The following is a 26,789-nucleotide window of genomic DNA, read 5'->3' as shown; positions in this document are numbered from 1 at the left end:
AAAGTTATCGAAGCATACCAATGATAAGCAGAATAACACTTTTTTATGTTTCGCTGTGCCTGTGCTTTTATTGTTATGGACAGGAGACGGTTAACTTTAAACACCTGACTGTAGACGAAGGCCTGGTAAGCAATCATATTAACACCATCCTAAAAGATGAAGTTGGTTTTTTATGGTTTGGCACCAATACAGGACTAAGCCGTTACGATGGATATCGTTTTAAATCCTACTCCAATAAGCCGAACGATGCATCTTCCTTGATCAATAATGGGATTATCGATTTGTTTATAGGCTTTGATCAAAAGCTGTGGGTAAGAACGAATAAGGGGAACTGTATATATGAACATACCAGCGATTCTTTTAGCTGGAACGCCGATAGCATACTGGTTGATAAACAGTTTGTGGCCGGAGAGGTTCGTAAGATCATCATAGCGGAAAGGGCTTCTTATGTGCTGTATGAAAATGGTGATTTGTATTGTTCACGAGATAGCGGAGAGAAGCAGCAGGTCACACGTTGTGAAGTGGATATGTCGGGTAAGATTACGGACATCCGTTTAGACTCTATTCGCCACGTATTGTTGTTGGTATCGGATCACGGCGAAGTGGTGTCGCTGGATAGCCATAATTTGCAACCTCAACAGCGTGTCACATTTACGTTTGAACGTTTGGTGGAAAATCCGGACTTTCAGGTGTTTATAGACAGTTTTTCTGGTGTTTGGGTGTACGCCAAAAATTTTCCATTCGGCGCATTATATTATAAGACATTAAGTTCAAAAGCCGCGGTTTTCAGACAGTTAGGCGGGACGTATCCCGTTAATAATAATACGATCAGCAACATACAGCAATTGGATCATACCGTCTGGCTTGCAACGGATCATGGGGGCATCAATGTATTCGATCTCCATACGAAAGAAGTTGAATATCTCGTTCATGATCGAGCCAATATAGCTTCACTTCCCTACAATAGTACCACCGCGATGTACAAGGATAGTGAAGGTATGATGTGGGTAGGTACATACAAGGGAGGGGTTAGTTACTATCATCCTGATTTAAATTATTTCAGTCTCTACCAACATCAGGCAGGTTATCCGGAGAGCTTACCCTTCAACGATATCAATTGTTTTGTCGAAGATAAAAAGGGTATAATCTGGATCGGAACAAATGGTGGCGGATTGTTGCGGTTTGATCCGAAAGATCACACTTTTCGATCCTATAAGCATGATAATCAAGATAATCATTCGTTGGGAAGTAACGTAGTGGTTAGTTTGCACATAGATGAGGAGGAAAACTTATGGGTGGGCACCTACCACGGGGGGCTTAATAAATTTAAAGAGGGAAAGTTTATACGATTCTTGCATGCTTCCGACAGTTCGACAACGATAAATGATAATTGTGTTTGGAGTGTTTTTCAGGACTCCAAAGAACGTTTTTGGGTAGGATTGTTGTCGGGTGGTATTGATTTATTGGATAAAACTACGGGACGTTTCCAGCGTTTCAAATCTGTCTTCTCCACGGATTTTAGCTCATCATGTAATGCGAAGTTTATCGAAGATCGACGTGGGAATATCTGGATGGGAACGTCTAACGGCCTGGCTAAATTATCTCCGGAGGGCATCGTTACGGTTTATGATGAAGGGTCGGAAAATAGAACGTTGACTAATAATGTTGTTTCCGATTTACTAGAAGATCGCATGGGCAATATTTGGGTAGCGACGCAGACCGGAATTAATATTATATCCGAAACCGAGATCACGTATCTATCTACTGCTCAAGGATTGATTGACAATGTTATCGTCGGATTGGCTATGGACGATTTCGGTGATATATGGGCGACGGCTCCCACGGGAATTTCCCGCATCCAGTATATTCAGGAGTCTGATGGCTATACGATACAGCGTTACGATCGATCTGATGGCCTGCAATCCTCCAATTTCAATGAGCGCGCAATATACAAACTAAAGGATGGTAGACTGATTTTTGGCGGATCCGAAGGGTTTAATATGTATACGCCACAACCTAGTCGTCGTACAAATTGGTATCCACCTTCTATCGTTGATTTTCGCATATTGGGTGGCAGAATGTCATCAGGTAAAGTACAGGAGCTTGTTAAGGAATGGCTGTATGCAGTGGGCAATAAGCAAGTAATTCGCGTGCCTCATCAGCTACATACCTTCACGCTTTTATTGGCAGATCTCGACTTTATTGGAAGGGACGAATCAAAAATACAGTATATGCTCAAGGGATTGGGCAATGACTGGCTTGATATCGAGAACATGGAAATTACACTCGCCAATCTTGGAGCAGGTAATTACACCTTGTTGATCCGAGGGGTGGATCATAATGGCGCTTACGCTTCACCTGTGTCGTTGGTAGAAATAACGATGCTGGCACCTTGGTGGCGTACCAATTGGGCTTATTTTATATACATACTGATGGTGGTGGGCATACTGCTGTTTTTTAGGAAAATGGAGAAAATGAGAGCGCGGACGCGATTCAATTTGATACAGGCGGAGGAAAAAGCGAGGCATGCAAAAGAAATGGAAGCATTGCGGACTCGTTTTTTTACCAATGTGAGTCATGAATTCAGAACGCCAATCAGTCTGATTATCTCGCCGGTACAAAAGTTGAAGGTTACGGAAAAAAATGGCGGAAAAGCAAAATACTTAGATATCATCGAACGCAATGCATCCTCGCTATTAAACTTGGTTAACCAGCTATTGGACTTCAATAGTATAGAGAATAACGAACATACGGTGAAGAAAACATACGGTGATGTCGCCGCGTTTATCCGACGCATAGGGGAGCAATTTGAAAGTATCGCGCAACATAAGCATATTCAGTATGTGGTGAATGTGCCTCTTACACCTTTAGAAGCTTACGTGGACTTTGACAAGTTGGAACGTGTGGTATTAAACCTTTTATCGAATGCCTTTAAATTTACCGATGCAGGTGGACATATTTATCTGAACTGTTGCGTAGAATCGCAAACGGAGGAAATACGATTGGAGGTCGCCGACACGGGCATCGGTGTGCCAAAAGCGGTGCAGCATAATGTATTCGAACGTTATTTCCAAGTTCAGGATAAGCGGAACATAGGAGAAAAGGGAAGTGGCCTGGGCTTGGCAATCGTAAAAGAATTTGTGCATTTGATGGCAGGACGCATATTGTTTACGAGTGAGGAAGGGGAGGGAACAACCGTGAAGGTTTGGTTACCTCGATTGGTCTTGCCGGATACTATAGCGCCGGTGCGCAAAGAAATAGGGGAAAGAAATGAAGCTAGGATGCGGAAAGACCTTGACAGTGGTATGAAAAGCGGGCATCTGTTAAAAGTGATGGTGGTAGAAGATCATGCTGATTTCGCGTTTTATTTACAAGACAATCTCAGCGATTATTTTCAAGTTGATGTTTACAATACAGTGGAAGAAGCCTGGAAGTCTATGTATCCCTACAGTCCGGATATTATTGTGTCAGATCTTCACTTGCCCGGAAAATCGGGAATAGATTTTTGTAAGGAGATACGCTCGAATGGACGAACGAGACATATCCCGTTTGTCTTGATTACCGCCGTCGGTACGGAGGAGAAAGAGATTGAGGCATTACAGCATGGTGCAACAGACTTTATTAGTAAGCCGTTTAACTTCGATGTTTTTCTATCTAAAATAAAGGGATTTGTCGAACAACAAGAAGTAATGGAGAAGCACTATAAACGGCAGGTTGATGTAAAAGTGGCCAAAGCGGAGGTCGTTGATGAGGATGAGCGCTTCGTGTTGAAGATGACGCAAATTATAGAAGCACATTTGCAATGTGAGCGTTTCTCGGTAGAAGTACTGGCCTCGCAGATGAATATTACCCGCGTAGGGCTTTATAAAAAAATATTGTCAATGACCGGATTCACACCCATTGAGTTCATCCGTAACATTCGATTAAATAAAGCGCTGGATTTGCTCAAAAATACGCAAATGACCGTCAGTGAAATTTCTTACGAAGTAGGTTTCGGAACACCAAAACAATTTAGCAAATACTTTAAAAATTTTTACGGTGAAGTTCCTTCTGCCTATCGGAAGTGATCAGAAGGAGGTATAAAGAAGGTTTTGTTAACATTTTAACCCATAAAAGTTAACAAAATGACCCTCCGGTGCAGCAAAATACCCCCTATGTTTGCTGTGGAAGTAATAATTATAAACTGGAAATGCCGCACAGGCTTTCTCTAAATTTCGTAAACCTTTAATGATAATGTGTAAACTTCATCTTACTATTTTATGTAGTCTCTTGTTCACCGTTCTACAGGCAATTGGACAATCTGCAGATCGAGCGACCTACCAAAAGACAGATCATGGCGTAAAGATTAGCTTCGCGGGATTACCAACTTCTGTGGATCAGGATATTTATCTGGATGCGATCCGAGATGATATTGTCCGTGTAACGGCATTACCGATCAATGTTCCTTTTCCTACACGTGAAAGCCTTATTGTCGTGGACTCCCTACATCGTCTGATCCATTCGCTGTCTGTTGAAACGGAGCGAGATACGTTGTATCTGCGTACGGCGAGCTTGGTTGTGGCGACTTGCCTACGTACCGGGCAGATTGTTTTTAAGGACAAAAATGGACAGACTATACTAGGTGAGCGGAAACGGGAAAGCAATAGTTTCCGGCCTGAATCGTATAATGGAGATTCTTTTTATGCATTGGAACAGGGGTTTGAAATCGAGGAAAATGAAGGGTTATATGGTTTAGGACAGCACCAAAATGCTGTCATGAACTATAATAATGGTAGACGTGTTACTTTGCTCCAATATAATACGGAAATTGGGATGCCGTTCTTACTGTCCAGTAAGAATTACGGACTCTTATGGCATAATTATGCTATTACGACCGCCGGAGATATACGTCCGTTACATCCATTAAATGCTTTTAAACTCACTTCCAAAGAAGGATTGGATGGTTGGTTGACCGCTACTTACGCACATCGGGACCACCCGGATAGCGTATGGTTGAGCAGACCGGAATCTATTATAGATTATTCGTATCTGACGGATCAGCATAAACTACCGAATGATATCACGTTGGCCAAGGCAAAAGTGCTGTATGAAGGACAAATAACCTCTCCTTATACGGGCTTGCACAGGCTGCATTTTAAGTATTCGGGCTATATGAAAGTGTGGATAGATGGAGAGCTGCAGGAAGATAGATGGCGAGAGTCATGGAATGCGGGAACTTTCGAGATCGCTAAGGAAATGAAGTCGGGTGAACCGCACGACATCCGTATCGAATGGCTTCCGGATGGTGGCGAATCGTACTTTACGCTAAATTGGCAAAGCCCTTTACCAGAGGAATTGAAGCATACTTTTTCTTTTGCTTCGGAGGCGGGCGATGCAATAGACTATTATTTTATCCATGGCAAACATATGGATGAGGTCATATCGGGGTACCGTGCGCTGTCGGGCAAAGCACCGATTATGCCTTTATGGAGTTTCGGTTTTTGGCAAAGCCGGGAGCGTTATAAAACACAGCAAGAGATCGAGGAGGTGGCGCAAGAATTTCGGAAGCGTCGTATTCCGATCGATAATATCGTGCAAGACTGGTCGTATTGGGCGGAACACGATTGGGGTAGCCATGATTTTGACAAGACCCGTTTCCCGGATCCCGATGGGATGATCCAAGACTTACACGATAAAAACATGCGGATTATGATCTCGGTATGGCCTAAAATTAATGAGGAATCATCTGTTTACCAAGATTTTAATGACCGGGGGTGGTTATACCCGCGCAATATATACGATGGTAGAAAAGACTGGATTGGTAAGGGCTACACATCCACATTTTATGATCCTTTTCAACAGGAAGCACGACAGGGTTTTTGGGATCTGATGAATGAAAAACTGTATAAAAAAGGAGTTGATGCTTGGTGGATGGATGCCAGTGAACCTGATGTGCATTCCAATATCAGCCTAGCGGAACGGAAAGCTGTTTTTCAGCCTGCTTTAGGGTCTTCGGTGCGTTACTATAATACGTTTCCGCTGATGAACGCAAAGGGAATATACGAAGGACAACGCCAAACAGATCCCAACAACAGAGTGTTTATCTTGACCCGTTCTTATTTTGCTGGTCAACAGCGTTACAGTGCGGCTGCGTGGAGTGGTGATATTGCATCCCGTTGGCACGATATGAAAGACCAGATCGCGGCAGGCATTAATTTCTCGATGTCAGGAACTCCTTATTGGACGATGGACGCGGGTGGCTTTTTGGTAGAGAAGCGTTTTCATAAACCGCAAGCACAAGATTTGGAAGAATGGCGGGAGATGAATACCCGTTGGTATCAGTATGGCGCATTCTTGCCGATGTTCCGCGCCCATGGACAGTTTCCGTTCCGGGAGCCGTTTAATATAGCGGGGGAAGATCATCAAGGCTATAAGAGCATGGTATACTACATCAACCTGCGCTATAAATTATTGGCGTACAATTATAGTTTAGCGGCAAAAACCTTCTTCGATGATTATACCATGATTCGGGGGCTTGCCATGGATTTTCCACAAGATCGGGAGACGTATGCGCTTAATGATCAATACCTGTGGGGACCAGCATTACTGGTGAACCCCGTAACGGAAAAAGGAGCTATACAACGCTCGGTTTACTTGCCCAAAGATGCTGATTGGTATGACCTTTACCAGGGAACATCTTTTAAAGGAGGACAAACGATACAGGCTGATGCGCCTTACGAACGGATACCGGTATTTGTGCGTTCAGGTTCCATCTTGCCGATCGGAAAAGAACTGCAATATACAGGAGAACATCCTCAGCATGAATTGACGCTATATGTGTATGACGGTGCGGATGCTTCTTTTGAGCTGTACGAAGATGAAGGGGATAATTATAATTATGAAAAAGGACAGTACGGTACTATAGCGTTTACGTACGAACAGGCCAACGGAACATTGACCATAGGAGAGCGTGTTGGCAAATTTGCAGGTATGCTGAAAAACCGGGTGTTTCATGTTGTGTTGGTCTCCGATCAAAATCAGGTAGGGATAGACTCTCCGCAAGGGAATAGAAAAACGGTCAGATACCGGGGAAAGGCAACCTCTATAGTATTGAAATAACGAGTATTTACCAATCTAATAAACTTAATAACAATGAGAAGAAAACGACAGTTTTATCACCAATCGATCTTACTGCTTTTGGCACTTTGCGTAAGCAGTTATGCCTGGGCACAATCGATACGAGGGAAGGTGGTATCGTCCGCTACGGGCGATGCGATATCGGGTGCTAGTGTGCAGGTAGGCGGACAGCAGGTTTCCACACAGACCGACGCCACAGGTAATTTTACCCTTTCGGCTAGTTTACCGGTCACGTTGAAGGTGTCTTATGTGGGATACAAAGCACAGGAAATTCATGTTACGCAACCGGATGCCTTGCTCATTCAGCTAGAAATAGAGACTTCTGATCTGGAAGAGGTGGTCGTGATCGGTTATGGTGCACAAAAGAAGAAATTGACAACCGGCGCAAACCTTCGTGTAGAAGGGGAGGATCTGGAAAAACGTAACCAGATTAATCCTTTGCAGGCATTGCAAGGACAGGCTCCTGGTGTGTCGATCACGTCTACCTCCGGACAGCCCGGAGCAGATATGCGCGTGGTTGTACGTGGATTGGGAACGATAGGCAATTCTGGACCTTTATATGTGATCGATGGTATCCCGGGTGGTGATATCAGTATCCTGAACCCGGCAGATATCGTATCCATCGATGTGCTCAAAGATGCTGCTTCTGCGGCAATCTATGGATCGCAGGCGGCGAATGGCGTCGTTTTGGTGACGACCAAAATGGGGACTTCGGGTAGAAGCCAACTGGCTATAGATGCCTTTGCCGGTATACAGAATGTTGGGCGTATCATGCCGATGCTCAACGCAAGTCAGTACAAGACCATCATGAACGAACAGGCTTTGAACTCGGGGGCATCGCTAATCGATTTTGATGCCATGGATGACCTTGCGGACACAGAATGGCTAAGCCATATGTTTTCCGACAATGCCAAGATGCAGAACTATAATTTGGGTTTGACCGGCGGGTCAGAAAATTCGGTATATGCCATGTCTCTTAACTATATCGGACAGGAAGGTGTTGCAGGCGGAAAGGATGTGTCTAATTATGACCGCTATGGATTCAGGATCAATTCTGAACACAAGCTGCTGGACAAATTCCTGACGATCGGTCAACATCTAAATTTTAATTATATCCGTAATAATGGGATCAACGTAGGCAATCAGTACAATAACACCCTGCGCGGAGCATTTGCCACGTCACCATTATCCCCCGTATACTCCAGCAATAACCGTTTTGGTATTCCGTACAACGATACGTCCAACTCCCCTTGGTATACGGGCGATGGAAACCCTTACGGGTCTATGATGATAAATTCCAATAACGCCAACGATGCGCAGCGGATGCTGGCGGATATCTATGCTGAGATCGAACCGTTTCCCGGGCTGAAGATTAGGTCTATCGGCGGGTTCAATTATCATGCTTCGGAATACAGAAGCTTTACGCCATTGTACCAACTGTCTGCTTATGCTTATAATACCGATCATACGACGGTCAACCAAAGTATGGGTAAAGGACACACCATGACTTGGACCAATACCGCAACCTACGATTTCACCGTAGCAGACGACCACCGCTTTACGGCTATGCTGGGAATGGAGTCACAGCGCTATCAGGGTACTTCCCTGTCTGGATCGAACTGGAACTTACTGTCACAGTTTAATGATTTTGCGCATGCCTACCTCGATAATACAACTGGCCAAGCGCATTTGGATGATGATGGCAATATCGTTGAAACACGCTTTGTCAATGGTAGGCCAGACAATGTGTATAGACGGGTGTCATATTTCGGTCGTGCAGAGTATAATTTCAAGGAAAAATACATCTTGAATGCCACATTGCGAGGGGATGGTTCTTCAAAATTTGCTAGCGGAAATCGGTGGGGCTATTTCCCCTCGGTATCGGCAGGCTGGATTGTTTCGTCTGAAGATTTTTTTCAAGGAGCAGGCAATACGGTCAATTTTCTAAAACTTCGTGCGTCTTGGGGGCAGGTCGGAAATCAGGATATTGCTGATTTTCAGTTTGCTTCGCCGATCAATACCTCGACGGGGTGGACGTCAGATAACCCGGCAGCACATTACGTTTTCGGTACAAGCAATTTTAATGTGCCGGGAGCTTACCCAAGCAGACTTTCCAATCCTTTGCTGACTTGGGAAACCTCAGAACAGACCAATGTCGGGATAGATGCCCGGTTTTTGACCAATCGCCTGGATGTCGTTGCTGATTTCTATATCAAGAATACCAAGGACTGGCTGGTACAACCTCCAATCTTGGCTACTGCTGGCGCCGGCGCTCCGTTTATTAATGGCGGGAGTGTCAAGAATACTGGGGTAGAACTTGGACTTTCATGGAATGATAGAATAGGCGAAGTAGCCTATAGGGCCGGCCTCAATGGTGCTTACAACAAAAATAAAGTAGGCTTGATACCTACCGAAGATGGTATTATCCACGGACAGATCAATATGTTGTACGACAATTCGGAAGAATTTTATAGGGCACAGAACGGATATGCTATAGGTTATTTTTGGGGATATGAAACGGCAGGTCTATTCCAAAGTGAAGCCGATATTGAATCTTGGCGAAATCAGGGATACGGTATTTTACAGCCGGACGTGAAGCCGGGTGATGTGAAATATGTTGACCAGAATAATGATGGCGTCATCAATGCCGGAGATAAGGTGGACATAGGTGTAGGCATGCCCAATTTTACCTTTGGGTTTAATGTGGGGGTCAACTACAAAAACTTTGATCTATCTGTAGATGCTTATGGTGTTGCGGGAAATAAGATCGTCCAGTCGTATCGTAACCACACCAACAAGCAGGCAAATTATACGACCCGTGCGCTCGATAGATGGACCGGCGAGGGAACTTCGAACAGGATTCCACGGGTAACGGAAACGAATATCAACTGGCAATTCTCTGATCTATATCTACAAGATGGTGATTTCTTACGGATTGCGAATATTACCTTGGGATATGATTTTTCGAAATTGACCACCTGGAAATTTGCCAATCAGATCCGATTGTATGTGCAAGGACAAAACCTATTTACATTTACCAAATATGACGGTATGGATCCGGAGATTGGATATGGTACCGATGGATGGGTGTCGGGAATAGATCTGGGGTATTATCCTAGACCTAAAGTTGTTCTTTTTGGAGCGAATATTAAATTCTAACCTATTTAATTATTGAAGATGAAAACGTCAAAAATACTATATACATCGATCTTAGCGACGAGCTTGTTTCTCAGCGGATGCTCCGCTAGTTTTCTGGATGTCGAACCGATGACCGATGTACTGGAAAATAATTTCTATAAGACCATCGATGATGTAGAGATGGCATTGATCGGTTGCTACGATGGCTACCAACGGACCTCCTCCAATGGCAATCTCTCTTTTACCGTTGCTTCGGAGATACTATCCGACAATTGTTTCGGTGGAACCGGACATACCGATGGAAGGGGCTATCAGGTGCTTGACAGATTTGATAAGGCACAGTCGCCTTCGGATAACAACCTGTTCGACGGTACATGGACAGACTACTATGCGGGTATTTTTAGGTGCAATACGCTATTGACTAAAATGGAAGAGACTGACTTTGGTGATCAGCAGAGTATACAACTTCGGATAGAGGGAGAGACCCGGTTTTTGCGAGCTATCATGTATTTCGATCTGGTTAGGTTATTTGGCCGTGTCCCTTTGTTGACAAGTCCAACGAGCGACAATGTGCCGCAGGTGGAGCCTAAAGAAACGTATCAACTGATTGTGGAAGACCTCAAGTTTGCAGCGGATAATATTCCGGCGGACGCTTATCCGAAATCAAACGCCGCCAACAACGATGGACGGGTGACACCGCATGCTGCTAAAGCTTTATTGGCGCGTGTATACCTGTTTTACACCGGTTATTACGGGGTGGACGATTTGCCGGTGAGCAAGGCTGAAGTCGTGGCAGGACTAGAAGAAATAGTAGCGAGTAATGAGTTTGCCTTGTTGGTGGATTTTAAAAGTCTATGGCCGGCTGCTAGCTATGTGCCTGTTCCCGGCGACAACACTCTGGACCGCTCAGGGTATGCCGGAAAGGGTAACTTAGAAGTTGTATTTGCTAAAAAATTTAATAATACCCAAAACTATAATGGAAACATAGATGGCAACAGATGGCTGGTTATGCTCGGGCTGCGGAATACCAATTTTTCACCCTACGGACAAGGCTGGGGAGCGTGTACGGTCAACCCGAGACTGGTGAATGCTTTTTCCGACAATGACGCGCGTAAGGTGGCATCGATCATCGATATTGAAGGAGAAGGTATTGCCGGATTTGATATTAACGACCAACGAGAATACACGGGTTACGCAAACAAAAAATATACACCTACGTCGTTACCTGATGGTTCGTCGAATACAGGGGGAGACAATGATTTTCAGATTTCCCAAGATCAAGACTACTTTGTGATCCGCTATGCCGATGTCTTGCTGATGGCAGCAGAATTAGGCTCATCGCAGGCGCAGAATTACTTCAACCTGGTCAGACAACGTGCTTATGGTAGCAGTTTCGTGGCTTTGCCGGTAAACCAAACCAATATATTGCAGGAAAGAAGGTTGGAGTTTGCTTTTGAGGGGATTCGCTATTGGGATCTATTGCGTCAGGGAGTGGAGCGTGCCGCAGCAACGATCGCACAGACACAAAATGTGTTGAGTGGTTCGGCTCCGGACCAAGTGATCATCAACGAACAGCAGGTTATCAGTACAAAGGGATTGATGCAGATACCGAACAATCAGATTACCTTATCAAATGGTGTTTTGACACAAAATGATGGTTGGAACTAAACTTATAAACGATAAAATGATGAACCGCGTAATAAAATTATGTGCGATGCTCATTGCCTGGGCTAGCGTATGGATGGGGTCTTGTACACCTGATGATTTTGATTTGGGAGCTGTGGATGTTAATCCCGGAGATCTTGTAGAAGGTATTGCGTTCAAAATAGAGCACGACCCACAAAATCCTAATATTGTTTACTTAACGAGTCTGATGGACAGTCGTTATACACCCTTATGGGATCATCCGCAAGGGCGTAGTCAAGCGCATAAAGTGACATTGAAAATCCCCTTTGAAGGTACTTACCAAGTCAAGTTTGGGGTGCAAACTAGAGGTGGTATGGTATTCGGAGAACCGGCGACATTCACCATCGATGATTTCTATGCAGGCTTCGTTGACCATGAATTGTGGACGCTCTTGTCTGGAGGGGTGGGCCAAGAAAAAACATGGTATCTTGATCTAGATGCAGAAGAACTAAGTAGATATTTCTTAGGGCCACTTTATTTTTACGGTACTGATGATAGTTGGGAGACTGTTACGGAAGGGAAGACTGTAGAGGGGGATTCCTGGAATTGGAAGCCTGATTATAAAGGCAATACTTGGTTGTTGGATGCCGGAGATTACGGCTCCATGACGTTCTCGCTTAAAGACGGGGCTAAAGTAAGTGTAGATCACAAAATGATTTCAGGACGCGGCGTGGAAAATGGGATGTTCATGATTGATACGGATAACCATACCATGCGGATGCTCGATGCTGCACCATTACATGATGCCGGACGTGATGGCCAAGTGGTTGATTGGGGGAATATTAAAATTATGTCCTTAACGGAGGACTACATGCAGCTTGCTGTCTTGCGTGATGAAGCTTTGTCTGGAGAAGGCCCTGCCTTATTAGTCTATAATTTTATTTCCAAAGACTATAAAGATAATTGGGTGCCAGGAGATCAACCGGATCCGGAACCGCCTTATGAGGGCAATGCCAACGATGATCTAACAACATCGACGACAACGAGTAAAAAATGGGCGTTATCATTGAATACGCCTTACAATTGGACAACACTTGCCGGAGAATTTTTAAACAACTGGTCTGATCCTTCGGGCTATCTGTCGACGGATTGGGCTTCGTACGATGCGACCTTGATTCGAAATATTTCGCTGACACTGGATAAGACCGGAGCGAACGCCGGTAATTATGTGTTTACGGATGGTTCCAACACCCGAATTACAGGATCCTATAGTACCGATGAGCATAATAATATCGTGTTTGACAAAATGATTTCATTCGCCATATCAGGCTCGATAATGCTCTCAACCAACGATGACCATATGTTGCGTATTATTGATGTTGAACGTGATGCTGCTGGTACGATATCCGGACTTTGGTTGGGGAAAAGAGATGCAGATAAGCCAGAATATCAAGTATACAAGTTCGAGCCGGTAGCTGGCGGTACGACAGCCGATCCGATGGCTCCTTGGAAAAGTGCGTTGGTAGGGAAAACCTTTACGCCAAACGTGAACTATTTTGCCGATTGGGTCACCGAATCTTGGTCTGGCGGATGGACGGCGAGTTCCAATATCTTTCCGGATAATTTTGGAGCGCAGGATTGGCTTTGGACACAATCCATATACGATGCCTGCCTGGCCTCGTCGATCTCCTATTATTTGGATGGCGATGTGCTGAAGGCGAATGCCGTGGACAACGGCGTTGCGAAGAACGGTATAGTGGTTTCTATTGATCCCGATACACGGACAATCACTTATTCTGAAGCCCCTTTCACCTTTAGCTTTGTATATATGGATAACGGAGATGGAAAAGGACCTTGGCTCTTTGGTTCGTTTGACGGAGCCAACTTGAATAACATAAATACGAAAGGAATGTATTTGGGATTCGTCTCCAAACCTGGAGAAATAACCATGAACCATATGATATTGAAACCCTAGAAAGATGAACATGAAAAAAATGCGTTGCTTGATCGTTGTATGGGGGATAATAATATCCTTTATATCTTCTTGTTCCAAGGAACACGAATCCGTTACACCAGAACTGACGGTTTCTACGGAAAACATATCCCTTGCCAATGCAGGGGATACCAAGGTATTCCATGTAAAGGCTAATGTAAGCTGGTCGGTATCCTCTTCGGAGAGTTGGTTAACCCTAACACCTTCTATAGGGGGCACGGGCACACATAAAATAGAGGCAACTGCGACGGTAAATCCCCAGACGGCTGATCGCGAAGCTATTATTACGGTCACCGCGGATAACTTGACGAGACAGATAGTCGTTGTCCAGACGGCATCTGTATTGTTTTCGGTTGGTCAAGACCAATACTCGGTGGAAAAGGGTGCGCAGGAATTGGTACTTACGCTAGCGAGCAATGCGGCCTATGTTGTTGATTTTGATGGAGAATGGATGACTAGAAAGTCGGAACCTATAGTTTCAGGAACTTCTTATCAGGAGATTATTTCGATAGAGGAAAATGGAAACATTTTTGAACGTATAGGGACGATCACGCTCAGACAGGGTGATGAAACTTTACTTGTCACTGTCCAACAGAAGGAAAATCCGTTAACGGTTGCTCCGGTATCTACTGGCGTGTCTCTGAATGCAATTGCTTTAGCCGCCAAGTTGCGTTTGGGATGGAATCTAGGTAATTCATTGGAATCTGCGGCAAGTCCTACCTCTGCCAGTGAAACTATGTGGGGAAATCCAAAGGTGACAAAAGGCTTGATTGACGCTGTGAAAGCAGCAGGTTTTAATGCTATACGTATTCCTTGTGCATGGAGCGGATACATCGAAGACCAAGAGACGTACCGAATCAAGGACAGCTGGCTAGACAGAGTTCGAGAGGTCGTTGATTATTGTGTGAACAACGATATGTATGCCATTATCAATATACATTGGGACGGAGGTTGGTTAGAGGAACATCCCTTGTATAACCATCAGGAAGAAGTCGGCAAGAAACAAAAAGCACTTTGGGAACAAATCGCGGCCTATTTCAGGGAATACGATGAGCATCTGTTATTTGCAGGAACAAATGAAGTTCGGGAAAATTATAATACCCCAACCGCCGAAAATATTGAGGTACAGCAGTACTATAACCAGGTTTTTGTCGATGCGGTGCGTTCTACCGGGGGGCGCAATGCGTATAGAAATCTGATTGTACAATCTTATAATACAAATATCAACTTTGCCATTGACTATCTGGATATGCCGACCGATGTCATAACAAACCGTTTGATGGCAGAAGTGCATTTTTATGATCCCTATGAATTTGCGTTGGATCGTAGTAGTGACAAATATCTTTGGGGGGCGGAGTTTACGGGTTCTCCCAATGTGGCCAATTGGGGGCAAGAGGATTGGGTAGATGCGCAGTTTGCAATGGTGAAAGCTCATTTTGTGGATCAAGGTATACCTGTTATCCTTGGAGAGTATAGCCCGACATATAGGGCGAATCTGTCTAATCAAACCGCTTTAGCCAATCATAAAAAAGCACGAGCCAATTATCTGAAGTACGTGACCAGATCGGCCAGAACAAACGGATTGATACCTTTCTATTGGGACAATGGCCATACCGGAGATGGTGGTTCAGGATTATTTAATAGGAGTAACGGACAGGTTGTGCATCAGGACGCATTGGATGCGATTATGGAGGGTGCACAGCAATGAAGTTGAAAAGGAATATCTTCGTTTTTGCGGTCACGATAGCTTGGTTAGCTGTAGGCAGTCAGGTATTCGGGCAAAGTAGAGCGTCCATTGATTTTAACACGGCGTGGTTTTTTCGCCTGGATTCCGTCTCTGATTACCGGGACAGTCGTGTTGATTATCAGGACTGGCGCCAATTGGACTTGCCGCATGACTGGAGTATTGAGTTACCTTTCGATAGTTTAAGTGCTGGAAGTAGCGGCACAGGATATTTATCAGGGGGTGTGGGCTGGTATAAGAAATCGTTTACGCTTTCCGAAGAAGAAAGTTCGAAACGTGTTTATATCGAGTTTGGGGCGATATACGAAAATAGTGAAGTTTGGATCAATAATACTTATCTAGGACATAGACCGAATGGTTATGTACCCATCGTTTATGACTTGACGGACCATATAAATAAGAAAGGAGATCCGAATATCATTACCGTCAAGGTAAATAACAGCAAACAGCCTAATTCGAGATTTTATGCAGGCTCGGGGATCTATCGAGATGTCAAGCTGTTCTTCACATCTGATGTAGCGATCGCTTATAACGGTACCTTTATCATAACGCCTGTCATTAACGAGCGGCAGGCGCAGATTAAGACACAATTGGAGATTGTTAATCATTCCGCGCACCGACAAAATGGGATCACGGTAGAAACACAAGTGTACGATCCCCAAGGTAAGATAGTCTCACAAGGGCAGATAGGAAAGTTACGTATTGACGGGGAGGGAAACCAATTCGTGGAGCAAAACTTAACGATAACGCACCCGCTGCTCTGGTCTCCGGATACCCCTCATCTTTATCGCGCAGTGACTATCATATGGGAGGGAAAGCAGGAATTAGACCGGTATACTACTGTATTTGGCATACGATCTTTTCATTTTGATGCTGCACAGGGATTCTTTTTAAACGGGCAGCCGTTGAAGATCAGAGGCGTTTGCCTGCACAGCGATCTTGGCGCATTGGGGATGGCGTTCAATCGATCTGCTGCGAGGAGACAATTGCAAATGATGAAGGATATGGGCGTAAATGGTATCCGGACTTCGCATAATCCAGTGGCCTCTGAATTTCTTGATCTATGTGACGAAATGGGATTTATCGTAATGAACGAAACGTTTGATGTATGGAAACACCCTAAAAATACGTTTGATTATCACCTGTATTGGGACGAATGGTATAAGCGTGACTTTGCGGATCATATTAAGCGTGATCGGAATCATCCATCGTTGTTTATTTGGTGTCTGGGCAACGAAGCGCAAGAGCAATGGCATGATCCGGAATTGGGTGCAGCGATACCTGCGCGATTGGCGGCTATTGTGGATAGCTTGGATGGCACTCGACCCACCACCATCGCGAATAATGAAATGTCCAAAGACAATCCCGTGTTAATGAGTCCGGCTGTTGATATTGTTGGCTATAATTATAACCATCAAAAATGGGCGAGCTTTCCTGAAGACCATCCGACCGGTAAATTTATCGTCACGGAAGGAACTTCCGCATTGGCTAGTCGCGGACAGTACGATGCCGTGCCGGTGGATTCTGTACGAATGTGGCCGTTACATTGGGACATTCCGTTTGATGGGGGAAACGTAGATAAAAGCATCTCCGCATACGATCATGTGCATACGCCATGGGGATCCTCACATGAGGAGAGTTTACGGTTGCTCGAGACTTACCCGCACGTTTCGGGTATGTATGTGTGGACAGGGTTTGACTATCTGGGAGAACCTACACCCTATACTTGGCCGGCACGAAGCTCTTATTTTGGTATAGTTGATCTGGCCGGGTTTCCGAAAGACGTTTATTATCTTTATCAGAGTGCATGGAGCGAAACCCCGGTACTGCACATATTGCCTCACTGGAACTGGCAAGATGGCGATACGATAGATGTGGTTGTTTATTATAACCAAGCGGATGAAGTGGAGCTGTTTGTAAACGATGTGTCGAAAGGCCGGAAAGCAAAAGAAAAAGATAAGCTCCACGTCAGTTGGGCGGTACCCTATGAGGCCGGAAGCCTTACAGCTGTTGCTTATCAAGATGGGCTAGAAGTGAGACGTACGACTCGTCAGACAACGGGAGAAGCCGTAAGTCTTGTCATAAAAAGTAAACGAGATACCTTAAACACAGCACTCGAAGAGTTGGCCTTTCTTGAAGTTGTAGCGGTGGATGCGGACGGAAATGAGCTGCCTGATTTCAATGAGTGGATCAATGTGGAAATACAAGGTGGAGGAACTGTCGTAGCTACGGATAACGGTAATCCGACAGATTTAACATCTTTTCAATCCTTGACACGAAAAGCATACAATGGAAAGTTACTCATTGTAGTTAAAGGGTATATAGCTAATGGAGAGGTAACTGTCTCGGCTCACTCCGATGGACTGAAGAGCGGAACTCGAAAATTAGTTGTGGAGTAAAATGGAAGCGTAAGCTCAGATCAATTTACTGGAGCTTACGCCTTTACATTTTTTATTTTGCTTCCTCGAGCACTTGCGTATTCAATTTTATATATTCCTCATTATTGGCAGCTTTCGCCATCGCAATGCCTTCTGTTGCTGTTTGGATCGCTCCAGCTTTATCGCCAGCTTTTAATTGGATTCTGGCTCTCCAATATTTAATATGCGGCGCTTTTGTGTTTCCTTTATCGGCCTCATTTGCCCATTCAACAGCTTTATTAATGTCCAAATCGTTGTTATAATAGTACTGTGCCGCCTGGAAGTAAGGTTTCTTCTCGCTTTTCATGGCTTCCTCTATGCTGGCCATTATTTCTTGCGATTGGTTCACAACAATAGGGAAGGAAACTTTTGTGTTTTCCCAAGCTAAGGTTAAATCAGCGCCAGTCTGTTTTACATTTTCAAAGGCGATGGTAAAGGTTTCTACTTTGTCTGAAAGTTGTTTTGACTTCGCTTGAAAACGTAGGAAATCTTCACTTTGATTGTACTGGTAAGCTCCCCATTGTTCTACATTCTTACTGAGGATGACGGTCCAATCACCTTTGGTTGGGATGGTAAAGAGACCATATGTACCAGCAGGAACTTTATGGCCTGCTAAGATCACGTCTTCTTCAAAGGTTATCGCAGGTATGCTGTTCGCCCCTGTCCGCCAGACTTGATCAAACGGCACTAGCCCTCCAAAGATCGTACGGCCGTTTATGTTTGGACGTTGGTATACAAGGGAAACCTTTTTTATACCGATGCCCTGCTCGATTTTTGTTGTGCTGCTGGCAGGTGGAAACTTCGCCTGTGCTTGTGACTCTTGTGAGGCTAACAAGAGAACTCCGGCAAATACTAAAGATAAGAATGTCTTCTTCATATATGTTGTTTGTTTTTATTACGCTAAAATAAGGTTTCTTATGATTTTTTTCCCACTTTATGGCCAGCAATACCGTAATAAAGAATAAACAAATAACAGGGTAGGGCTATCCAGTACGCAGCATGGGAGCCTACCATGTGAGCTATTTGCCCGTAAATTAGTGGTATAACAGCTCCACCCGCGATACCCATAACCAACAAACCCGAAGCTGCATTCGTAAATCTTCCGACTCCTTTTAATGCCAACGGCCAGATGGCAGGCCATACCAATGAATTAGCTAAACCTAATAAGGCAACAAAAGTGAGGGAGAGCATGCCGTCAGTAAAAACAATCCCTAAGGTAAAGAGGATACCTAGGATAGCACACGCTTTCATCGCGGTTTCTTGTGTGAAATATTTTGGAATAGCAACGATTCCAATAATATAACCTAATACCATTGCGCCCATCGTATATCCGGTGAAGACGGTTGCTTTATCTAGACTTACACCTTGTGATACACCGTAGGCAATAATAGTATCACCGGCAAGGACTTCCACTCCCACATACATGAACAACGCAATGAAGCCCAATATAACGTGTGGAAAATCCCAGATACTCTTTTTATCTTCTGATATGATATGGTGATCAGCTGTCTCTTCTTCGTCTCCTTTGACTTCCGGGAGATTCGCGCGGGAAATCCAAATAGCTAAAAGCACCAATACTACCACAATACCAATGTAGGGATTAACAACTTGTAACGCGACTTGATCTAACGCCGCTGAATATTGATCTGCTGGCATCGACTCTACCTGTTTAGCAATCTTATCGGCTTCGCCAAGGTTTAAGAATAATCCTAATAGAACTGGAGCGATAGCACCTGCGACCTTGTTACAGATACCCATGATACTAATCCGTCTTGCTGCCGTCTCAACCGGACCGATAATAGTAATATACGGATTGGAAGCGGTTTGCAAAATAGCTAAACCTCCACCCATCGTAAATAAACCTATCAAAAAGATCAGATATGTTCTGGTATATGCCGCTGGAATAAATAGTAATGCACCAATAGCCATTACGCCCAAAGAAATCGCCATTCCTTTCTTAAACCCGTATTTATTTAAAACCCATGTAGACACTGGTGCCATGACTAAATAGGCGATATAAAAAGCAAAAGTTACAAAATAAGATTGCACTTCGGTAAGTTCACAGGCTATTCGAAGATAAGGTATCAGTAAAGAGTTTAGCCAGGTAGCAAAGCCGAAAATAAAAAATAATGAAGCAATAATAATCATTGGTCCCAACGAAGATTGACCAGTTTGTTGTGTTGAGCTTTTAGAATCCATTTGTGGAATATTAGATTTAATATGTGATTATCAAAATCGAATTACAAGACTAATAAAATATATCGATATTAAGAAACAGAAAAATATACACAAACGATTGCATTTTGTAAAAAAACTTCACAAAATTTTAGGCAAAAAAAATAGAGAGATTTCATTTGGGGGTGAAATCTCTCTAAAACCTAAACCGTATCATAAAACCATATCGAATGGTATTTGTATATAGTACAATTTAGATGATGATATAGTTTTAAAATTTTTTATTTTTTTTAAGAAGGTTTATCTATAATCGCAACCGTCAGTCGAGAAATACAAATAAGAACGTCTTTTTCATTTTTTATTTTGATATCCCAGACGTGGCTTTTTTTTCCAATATGAAGAGGAGAACAATACGCATATAGTGTGCCCGCTGCAACGGATTTCAAATGATTAGCGTTTACTTCCATTCCCACACCTACTAAGCGCTGCGGATCAATAATGAGATTGGACGCGATACTCCCAACAGATTCTGCCAATACTACAGACGCTCCGCCGTGTAAAATCCCGAACGGTTGCTTGACTTTGTCAGATATGGGCATCGAGGCAATCAGCATATCGTTTCGTACCTCCGTTGCCTGGATGTGGAGATAACCTGTCATAAATTTTTGGAAAATACTGTTAATCTCCTCCAGCGTATAATCTTTAAACCAAATTTTCGACATTCTCATTGTTAAGGTAGCGTTCTTTTAAAATAATGCGATGATGTGCCAGGTGACCTGCAATCACATAAAGGAAAGCTTTAACGGTGATGAGTCTACCTGAAGCCATACCTTTTCGCTCTAGTTCTATTTCGTTGAAGGTGTTGAATAACACGAGATTCGCCTTTCGGAGATGGATGAACTCTTCTTCTATGCTGTCCAAAGAGCGTTCGTTGTGACGTCCATGTTGTACGAATTCGTCTTGTTCAAAAGGAGCTAGTTCTGTCATGTCGTTGCGAGCAAATCGTAAGGCACGATAGGCCATAACCCGTTCGGTGTCCAAGATGTGGCATAGTACCTCTTTGACTGTCCATTTCCCTTCTGCATAGGTATAATTGCCCAAATCTTCCGGGATATTTCGGATAAATTCAGGGAAAGTTTCCACCTGCTGGTGTAATTCTTCCATAACAGGTCCAACTACATTTTCTATGTAATCACTGTATATTGCAGGATATTCATCAGACTTGAGTGGGTTCATAGCGTAAATTACTTTTAAGTATAATCCTAAATGTTGTTCCTTTTTCTAGTTCAGATTCCTTAACAAATATTTGACCTTGATGATAATCAACCATACGTTTTGTTAAGCTGAGCCCTAATCCCCAACCACGTTTACGTGTTGTAAAACCAGGTTGGAAAATTGCATCGAAGTTTGATTTCGGAATGCCTTTTCCGGTATCGCTAATGTCTATAAAAATTTCCTCTTTTGCAATGTTGTCGATGATGTTAATCGTTATTTTTCCTTCGGATTCAATGGCATTCACTGCATTTTTTAGTAAGTTTTCGATAATCCAATCGAATAATGGAATGTTCAATTTCGCTTCAACAGTCTGATCCCCCGTAATTTCAAACATGATTTTCTCGCTGGTTCGCACTTTAAAATATTGGACGAAATCACGGATAACTTGATGAACAACATGGCTGGTTAAGGAAGGGATAGAACCTATTTTCGAGAAGCGATCTGCAACAATCTCCAGACGTTTTACATCTCTTTCCATTTCATTTAGGGCACTATCATCCTCAGCATTGAATTTAATACGCACAAGCTCTAACCATCCCATTAATGAAGATATGGGGGTGCCAAGTTGATGTGCAGCTTCTTTCGCCATACCTACCCATACTAAGTTTTGTTCAGATTTTTTGATAGAATTAAAAACCGTATAGGCGATGATCAGAAAAATAGCAATTAGGGAGAGTTGGAGGTAAGGGAAAATACGTAATTGACGTAATGCAAGGGAATCTAAGTAATAAACAGACCATGTTTCCCCGGTGTCCAATGGGAGCGCAATAGGTGCGTGATTCCGTTTCATGCGTGCCAATTGTTTTTCGAAATAACCGGGGTCGTATTCTAAATCGTTGTTGGTAGAATCGACTTGTTCTTGGATATTGGTTTTGTTAGGATCAAGGTCCCGCCAAAAGATGATGTTGCCGTCGCTATCGGTGATTATCGCGGGGATGGATAGACTGTCTCGTACCGCATACACATAGCTAATGAATTGATCATCCACATCGGGCATGGTCATAATACTACGGGTACTCATCGCCCAAACTTCAGCTTTGGTACGTTCGGATCTAGAAAGGCTCTTTACTAAATAGTTTGTGTAAAACAGGGATGCAGCCGCAATGAGAGCGGCAAACACGAAAAGAAAGAATTTCCAACGCTGTTTATTATTATATTGATATAGCTTGTCCTGATTCATATCTAATAGTGTGCAAAATAGGGATTTTTTGCCATTCCTAAAATGTGTAATTTTGCATCTATGAGTTCGCAACGAAAAGTAAGAGTGCGCTTTGCGCCAAGCCCTACAGGCGGTTTACACCTCGGCGGTGTACGCACGGCATTGTTTAATTATCTGTATGCTCGCCATCATGGGGGGGAATTTGTTTTGAGAATTGAAGATACTGATCAAACTCGATTTGTACCAGGAGCAGAAGAATATATCAATGAATGTTTGGAATGGTGTGGGCTTACACCCGATGAAACACCAAATAAACCAGGTGAATATGGTCCTTATCGGCAAAGTGAGCGGAAAGCGTCCTATCGACAGTATGCGGAACAATTGGTGAATGACGGATTCGCCTATTATGCATTTGATACAGCAGAAGAACTAGATGCACGCCGTAAGGAAGAACCGAACTTTCGGTATTCACATGAAAACCGTTTGCAATTGCGTAATTCGTTAAGCTTAACCAAAGAAGAAACGACAAAACTTTTAACTGATGGGCATCCCCACACGATTCGTATTAAAATGCCTTTAGAAGACACTGTTTCTTTTGAAGACATGATTCGAGGACGTGTCGCGTTTGAAACGAGCTTGATAGATGATAAAGTTTTGCTGAAAGCAGACGGGATGCCAACATATCATCTGGCTGTTGTGGTTGACGACAAAGCAATGGAAATTTCGCATGTTTTCCGCGGTGAAGAATGGCTTCCCTCAGCACCCGTGCATATATTGCTATGGGAATATCTGGGATGGAAGGATAAAATGCCCTACTGGGCACATTTGCCCCTTATCTTGAAGCCAGATGGAAATGGTAAGCTTAGCAAACGCGATGGCGACCGATTGGGATTTCCGGTATATGCCATGAGCTGGACCGACCCGAAATCGGGAGACGTTACCAAAGGATTTCGCGAAATGGGGTTCCTACCGGAGGCTTTCATTAACATGTTGGCTGTTTTGGGTTGGAATGACGGAACCGAGCAAGAGATTTTTAGTATCGAAGAACTCATTTCGAAGTTCTCAGTCGATAGAGTTAGTAAGGCCGGTGCAAAATTCGATTTCGAGAAAGCCAAGTGGTTTAACCACGAATGGATAAAGAAAACAGATAATACCGAGATCTTACCGCAGATAGAGGGGGTGTTAAATCAACACGAGGTCACTTCACGTCCGTCAGATTATGTATTGAAAGTATTAGCTTTGGTGAAGGAACGCATGACCTTTGTCGAAGATTTTTGGGAACAGGCTTCTTTTTTCTTTACTATACCTGACATCTATGATGTGGATGCAGTAAAACCCAAGTGGAATGAAAATAAAACAGCCTTTTTTCAAAATATAGCAGCAGAATTTGAGACGATGCAGGAATGGACCGCTATTTCTCTAGAACCTTTTTTCAAAAATAAGGTTGCTGATTCAGGTATGAAAATCGGTGAGCTGATGATGCCTTTTCGGATTATGTTAGTGGGTAGAAAATTTGGGCCAGATGTATTCCAAATTGCGGAGAGATTAGGTAAAGATGAGGTTATAAAGCGTATAGAGAAGGCGTTGCCGCATTTTGCATAAAAACATAAGATTAGATAGCATAAAAAAGGAGCTGTACATTAAAGTCAGCTCCTTTTTTACTTATTCCTTGTATAAACTAACGAACAGGAGCAAACTCAAATGTAGTGTCGTAAACGGTGCTTCCGTTCAAACCTGTTGTGACGTAACCTTTACCATTCAGTGAGAAACCAACTGCTTTTTCCCGAGGGTCAGTAGAAAGAGCCTGATGTTTATCGGTCCAAGAATCTGAGGATGGCTCATATTTCCATACGGTACTAGTTACGGTGCTGGCGTTACGACCGCTAACCACGTAACCGTAATTGCCAATAGTGAATGCACTTGCACTGTATTTGCGGGCATCGTAAGTATAATTGTCGTCACTGCGGTTCAAATCGTTTAGTGACGTCCAATTAGTTCCGTCAAACGAATAGAAATCTTCCGGCAACGCACTGCTACCCGTGTTTCCTCCACCCACGTAAGCTTTATCGCCAATTACAAACGCAAAAGCATACGCTTTTTTGTATTTGAAAGATGTATTTATACGTGTCCACGTGTCGCTGGAAGGATCGTAACGGTAGAAATTACTGAAGTCCGTTGCACCGGCTTTTTCACGTCCGAGACCTACATAAGCATAATTTCCCAAAGTGAAAGCAACCGCACCATAACGAGCTTCTCCCGGGAAATCGGCAATTTGCGTCCACGTGTTGGTAGACGGGTCGTAGCTGTAGAAATCGTTGAAATCTTCGTTATCTAAATTTCGGCCAGTACCAATATAACCTTTGCCGTTGATAGCGAAACCTACGGCTTCATGGCGTGCATCGCCTGGAAATGCAGCGATCGTAGACCATGCAGAACCATCAAATTTAAATCCGTCAGATACTAGTCCGACAGTAGCGTTCACATACCCGCCAACGACATAGGCATTTGAACCATCAATATTGAATGAGGCAGCACCACTGCGGCGTTGGCCGTCAAATACAACTGATCTTGTCCATTCGGTAGGGCCGTCATCCGTTGTATCGTCATCATCATCTTTGCTACAAGAGTTGAACGACGTGAAGGCAATAGCACAGGCAAAGAATAACAATAGCCAATTTTTCTTATTCATAAATTATCTAAATTTAGTATACAATATATTCAATTTTATTTTGGGTTTTGCATTTTCCAACTCGATAAATGCAGTATTAAAAGTGCTGAACAAGTCAAGACTGGCCGCACTCAGATAGAATGATGTGTTGTCGTATGTAGTTGTTGATTTAAGCGTTTGCAAATATGCCATCACATTGAATGTGTATGTGCCGTTCTGCCCGAACTCTCTCCCAGCTACAAATGCCGCTTGTTGCATTCCTGTTCCATACGAATTTTGCAGAAACGAAATAGGTACTCCATCTTGATCGGCTACAAAAAGTATTAAAGAACTCGGTATGGCATACATACCGGTGGTTTTGGACGATGTTTCGATTACCAATTCTGCTTTATTGATCGCCATATTCTCATTCTGTAGGAATTCTTTTAACGATGGTAAAGAGATTTTCGCTACAGTGCCACTTCCCGCTTGTACGTAGGTAAGACCTCCAGTCGCTGTTGTTGACAAGGCGTTAGTAGACGATAGGCTTTCAAAAGCTGTGCCTGTTCGGTCTGTCCTGATATTGTTGTATTGATAGTTCGGGTCGACAATCTTGAGTTCTTTGAAGCCGATCTGTTTATGCCCGTCAGTTCCGTAATAGCTATAGTTAAGTTTAACTTGCAGTGTATCGCTAAAACCAAGAATAGTCGTGTTGTTTCCATCCGGAGTCAATACCAGTCCTTTGAAATACTCTTGGAAATTATTGTTTGATGTTACGCGGATATCACCTTTTTTTACCTTGTCAAAAAAATCCTGTCCGATGTTGTCATCTAGACGAATGTTCAAGGTATCCATCGATTTTATACGGGGTCGGAATGTTGCTGTGCCAATTGTGGAACTATTGTAAGCAAAGGTTTGATCTGAGAATATAGATGCACCCGTTACGTATATTGGAAGCGGTTGGTTCGGATAGCGAGGAGTAGGTGTTTTACTTGCTAAAGCTTCTGTAAGTTGATGTACATGAATAGTCTGTGCAATTGTGGTATCACCAAAGTAATAGCGATTATAAGTAGGTTTTAACACTAAATTTAACGAATCAAATGTCGCAGCCTCTGGAATGTCATTGGTTAATGTCGAAAAACCAATCCTAAAATAAGAAGATGATTCTATAACTCCGCTGTACGGAACCGTAGCTTTACCGACAAGTACTACACCGGTATAAATCGAAGGCATATCGGATAGCTGAACAGTGGAAGTATTAACCGTGAACGAATCTATCATCGTGACACCTACATTGCTTGTGGCGGAATTATCTAACATCACGCTCATGTCCTTGTCGCAGGAAAGTACAATGATTAGTGTGAAAAATGATACGGCAAAAAAGTGAATACTTCTCTTAAAAAAATGATTCATACTTGTTATTTGACGAGCAAAAGTAACTAAATAGAACTGTTAAACAGTGTTATATTTTGTTAAAATAGCCTTGTGCGGTGCAAAGC

At 43.4% G+C, this 26,789-nt stretch carries 15 protein-coding genes; 8 read left to right on the top strand and 7 right to left on the bottom strand.

Going from position 1 to position 26,789, the window contains the following annotated elements; all coding sequences use genetic code 11:
* Window positions 1–20: 20 nt before the first annotated feature.
* The 7 genes from EWE74_RS15205 (at window position 21) to EWE74_RS15175 (ending at window position 18,016) form a co-directional block, all read left to right on the top strand.
* Window positions 21–4,067: a hybrid sensor histidine kinase/response regulator transcription factor gene (locus EWE74_RS15205; RefSeq protein ID WP_130142463.1), complete on the top strand. Its 4,047-nt coding sequence runs from the start codon at window positions 21–23 to the stop codon at window positions 4,065–4,067.
* A gap of 166 nt (window positions 4,068–4,233) precedes the next feature.
* Window positions 4,234–7,098, top strand: a complete 2,865-nt coding sequence (locus EWE74_RS15200) for a glycoside hydrolase family 31 protein (protein WP_130142462.1) — start codon at window positions 4,234–4,236, stop codon at window positions 7,096–7,098.
* A gap of 33 nt (window positions 7,099–7,131) precedes the next feature.
* Window positions 7,132–10,275, top strand: coding sequence for a SusC/RagA family TonB-linked outer membrane protein (locus EWE74_RS15195; RefSeq protein WP_130142461.1), 3,144 nt, complete (start codon window positions 7,132–7,134; stop codon window positions 10,273–10,275).
* An 18-nt stretch (window positions 10,276–10,293) separates the two neighbouring features.
* Window positions 10,294–11,922, top strand: coding sequence for a RagB/SusD family nutrient uptake outer membrane protein (locus tag EWE74_RS15190; protein WP_130142460.1), 1,629 nt, complete (start codon window positions 10,294–10,296; stop codon window positions 11,920–11,922).
* A 16-nt stretch (window positions 11,923–11,938) separates the two neighbouring features.
* Window positions 11,939–13,855 (top strand): hypothetical protein, encoded by a 1,917-nt coding sequence (locus tag EWE74_RS15185; protein ID WP_130142459.1) that lies wholly within the window; start codon window positions 11,939–11,941, stop codon window positions 13,853–13,855.
* Window positions 13,856–13,859: 4 nt separating this feature from the next.
* Entirely contained in the window at window positions 13,860–15,581 is a 1,722-nt protein-coding gene (locus tag EWE74_RS15180; protein ID WP_206365269.1) for a cellulase family glycosylhydrolase, read from the top strand.
* Complete coding sequence (locus tag EWE74_RS15175; protein WP_130142458.1) at window positions 15,578–18,016, top strand: glycoside hydrolase family 2 TIM barrel-domain containing protein; 2,439 nt, start codon at window positions 15,578–15,580, stop codon at window positions 18,014–18,016. The genes EWE74_RS15180 and EWE74_RS15175 overlap by 4 nt, the downstream gene beginning before the upstream one ends.
* Before the next feature lie 52 nt (window positions 18,017–18,068).
* Here the strand turns inward: EWE74_RS15175 and EWE74_RS15170 are convergent, their stop codons facing one another.
* From EWE74_RS15170 to EWE74_RS15150, 5 genes are all read right to left on the bottom strand, one after another.
* On the bottom strand, window positions 18,069–18,911 hold the full coding sequence (locus EWE74_RS15170; RefSeq protein WP_130142457.1) for a DUF2911 domain-containing protein: 843 nt from the start codon (window positions 18,909–18,911) through the stop codon (window positions 18,069–18,071).
* A 38-nt stretch (window positions 18,912–18,949) separates the two neighbouring features.
* The gene (locus EWE74_RS15165) at window positions 18,950–20,233 is read right to left on the bottom strand and encodes a sugar MFS transporter (protein ID WP_130142456.1); all 1,284 of its coding nucleotides are present in this window, start codon (window positions 20,231–20,233) and stop codon (window positions 18,950–18,952) included.
* 266 nt (window positions 20,234–20,499) lie between these two features.
* The gene (locus tag EWE74_RS15160; protein WP_130142455.1) at window positions 20,500–20,931 is read right to left on the bottom strand and encodes a hotdog fold thioesterase; all 432 of its coding nucleotides are present in this window, start codon (window positions 20,929–20,931) and stop codon (window positions 20,500–20,502) included.
* Window positions 20,912–21,445: a DinB family protein gene (locus EWE74_RS15155; protein WP_130142454.1), complete on the bottom strand. Its 534-nt coding sequence runs from the start codon at window positions 21,443–21,445 to the stop codon at window positions 20,912–20,914. The genes EWE74_RS15160 and EWE74_RS15155 overlap by 20 nt, the downstream gene beginning before the upstream one ends.
* A complete protein-coding gene (locus EWE74_RS15150) occupies window positions 21,426–22,664 on the bottom strand; it encodes a sensor histidine kinase (protein WP_130142453.1) in 1,239 nt (412 codons plus the stop codon). Before EWE74_RS15150 ends, EWE74_RS15155 begins: the two co-directional genes overlap by 20 nt.
* A gap of 60 nt (window positions 22,665–22,724) precedes the next feature.
* Between EWE74_RS15150 and gltX the strand changes: the two genes are divergently transcribed.
* On the top strand, window positions 22,725–24,245 hold the full coding sequence (gene gltX / locus EWE74_RS15145) for a glutamate--tRNA ligase (protein ID WP_130142452.1): 1,521 nt from the start codon (window positions 22,725–22,727) through the stop codon (window positions 24,243–24,245).
* A gap of 76 nt (window positions 24,246–24,321) precedes the next feature.
* On the opposite strand, the gene EWE74_RS15140 is transcribed toward gltX, so the two are convergent.
* Together EWE74_RS15140 and EWE74_RS15135 are read right to left on the bottom strand one after the other, a co-directional pair.
* Window positions 24,322–25,332 carry a Kelch repeat-containing protein gene (locus EWE74_RS15140; RefSeq protein ID WP_130142451.1) on the bottom strand — a complete coding sequence of 337 codons (1,011 nt, stop codon included), beginning with the start codon at window positions 25,330–25,332 and terminating at the stop codon, window positions 24,322–24,324.
* 3 nt (window positions 25,333–25,335) lie between these two features.
* Window positions 25,336–26,703 (bottom strand): DUF4270 family protein, encoded by a 1,368-nt coding sequence (locus EWE74_RS15135; protein ID WP_130142450.1) that lies wholly within the window; start codon window positions 26,701–26,703, stop codon window positions 25,336–25,338.
* Window positions 26,704–26,789: the final 86 nt, after the last annotated feature.

The organism is Sphingobacterium corticibacterium, from assembly GCF_004208525.1.
Taxonomy (GTDB): Bacteria; Bacteroidota; Bacteroidia; order Sphingobacteriales; family Sphingobacteriaceae; genus Sphingobacterium; species Sphingobacterium corticibacterium.
This window is presented reverse-complemented; position numbering and strand designations above follow the sequence as displayed.

Excerpts from the sequence above, each read along its gene's own strand:
- EWE74_RS15205 (WP_130142463.1), top strand. The coding sequence starts at position 21 with ATGATAAGCAGAATAACACTTTTTTATGTTTCGCTGTGCCTGTGCTTT.
- EWE74_RS15200 (WP_130142462.1), top strand. The coding sequence starts at position 4,234 with ATGTGTAAACTTCATCTTACTATTTTATGTAGTCTCTTGTTCACCGTT.
- EWE74_RS15195 (WP_130142461.1), top strand. The coding sequence starts at position 7,132 with ATGAGAAGAAAACGACAGTTTTATCACCAATCGATCTTACTGCTTTTG.
- EWE74_RS15190 (WP_130142460.1), top strand. The coding sequence starts at position 10,294 with ATGAAAACGTCAAAAATACTATATACATCGATCTTAGCGACGAGCTTG.
- EWE74_RS15185 (WP_130142459.1), top strand. The coding sequence starts at position 11,939 with ATGATGAACCGCGTAATAAAATTATGTGCGATGCTCATTGCCTGGGCT.
- EWE74_RS15180 (WP_206365269.1), top strand. The coding sequence starts at position 13,860 with ATGAACATGAAAAAAATGCGTTGCTTGATCGTTGTATGGGGGATAATA.
- EWE74_RS15175 (WP_130142458.1), top strand. The coding sequence starts at position 15,578 with ATGAAGTTGAAAAGGAATATCTTCGTTTTTGCGGTCACGATAGCTTGG.
- EWE74_RS15170 (WP_130142457.1), bottom strand. The coding sequence starts at position 18,911 with ATGAAGAAGACATTCTTATCTTTAGTATTTGCCGGAGTTCTCTTGTTA.
- EWE74_RS15165 (WP_130142456.1), bottom strand. The coding sequence starts at position 20,233 with ATGGATTCTAAAAGCTCAACACAACAAACTGGTCAATCTTCGTTGGGA.
- EWE74_RS15160 (WP_130142455.1), bottom strand. The coding sequence starts at position 20,931 with ATGTCGAAAATTTGGTTTAAAGATTATACGCTGGAGGAGATTAACAGT.
- EWE74_RS15155 (WP_130142454.1), bottom strand. The coding sequence starts at position 21,445 with ATGAACCCACTCAAGTCTGATGAATATCCTGCAATATACAGTGATTAC.
- EWE74_RS15150 (WP_130142453.1), bottom strand. The coding sequence starts at position 22,664 with ATGAATCAGGACAAGCTATATCAATATAATAATAAACAGCGTTGGAAA.
- gltX (WP_130142452.1), top strand. The coding sequence starts at position 22,725 with ATGAGTTCGCAACGAAAAGTAAGAGTGCGCTTTGCGCCAAGCCCTACA.
- EWE74_RS15140 (WP_130142451.1), bottom strand. The coding sequence starts at position 25,332 with ATGAATAAGAAAAATTGGCTATTGTTATTCTTTGCCTGTGCTATTGCC.
- EWE74_RS15135 (WP_130142450.1), bottom strand. The coding sequence starts at position 26,703 with ATGAATCATTTTTTTAAGAGAAGTATTCACTTTTTTGCCGTATCATTT.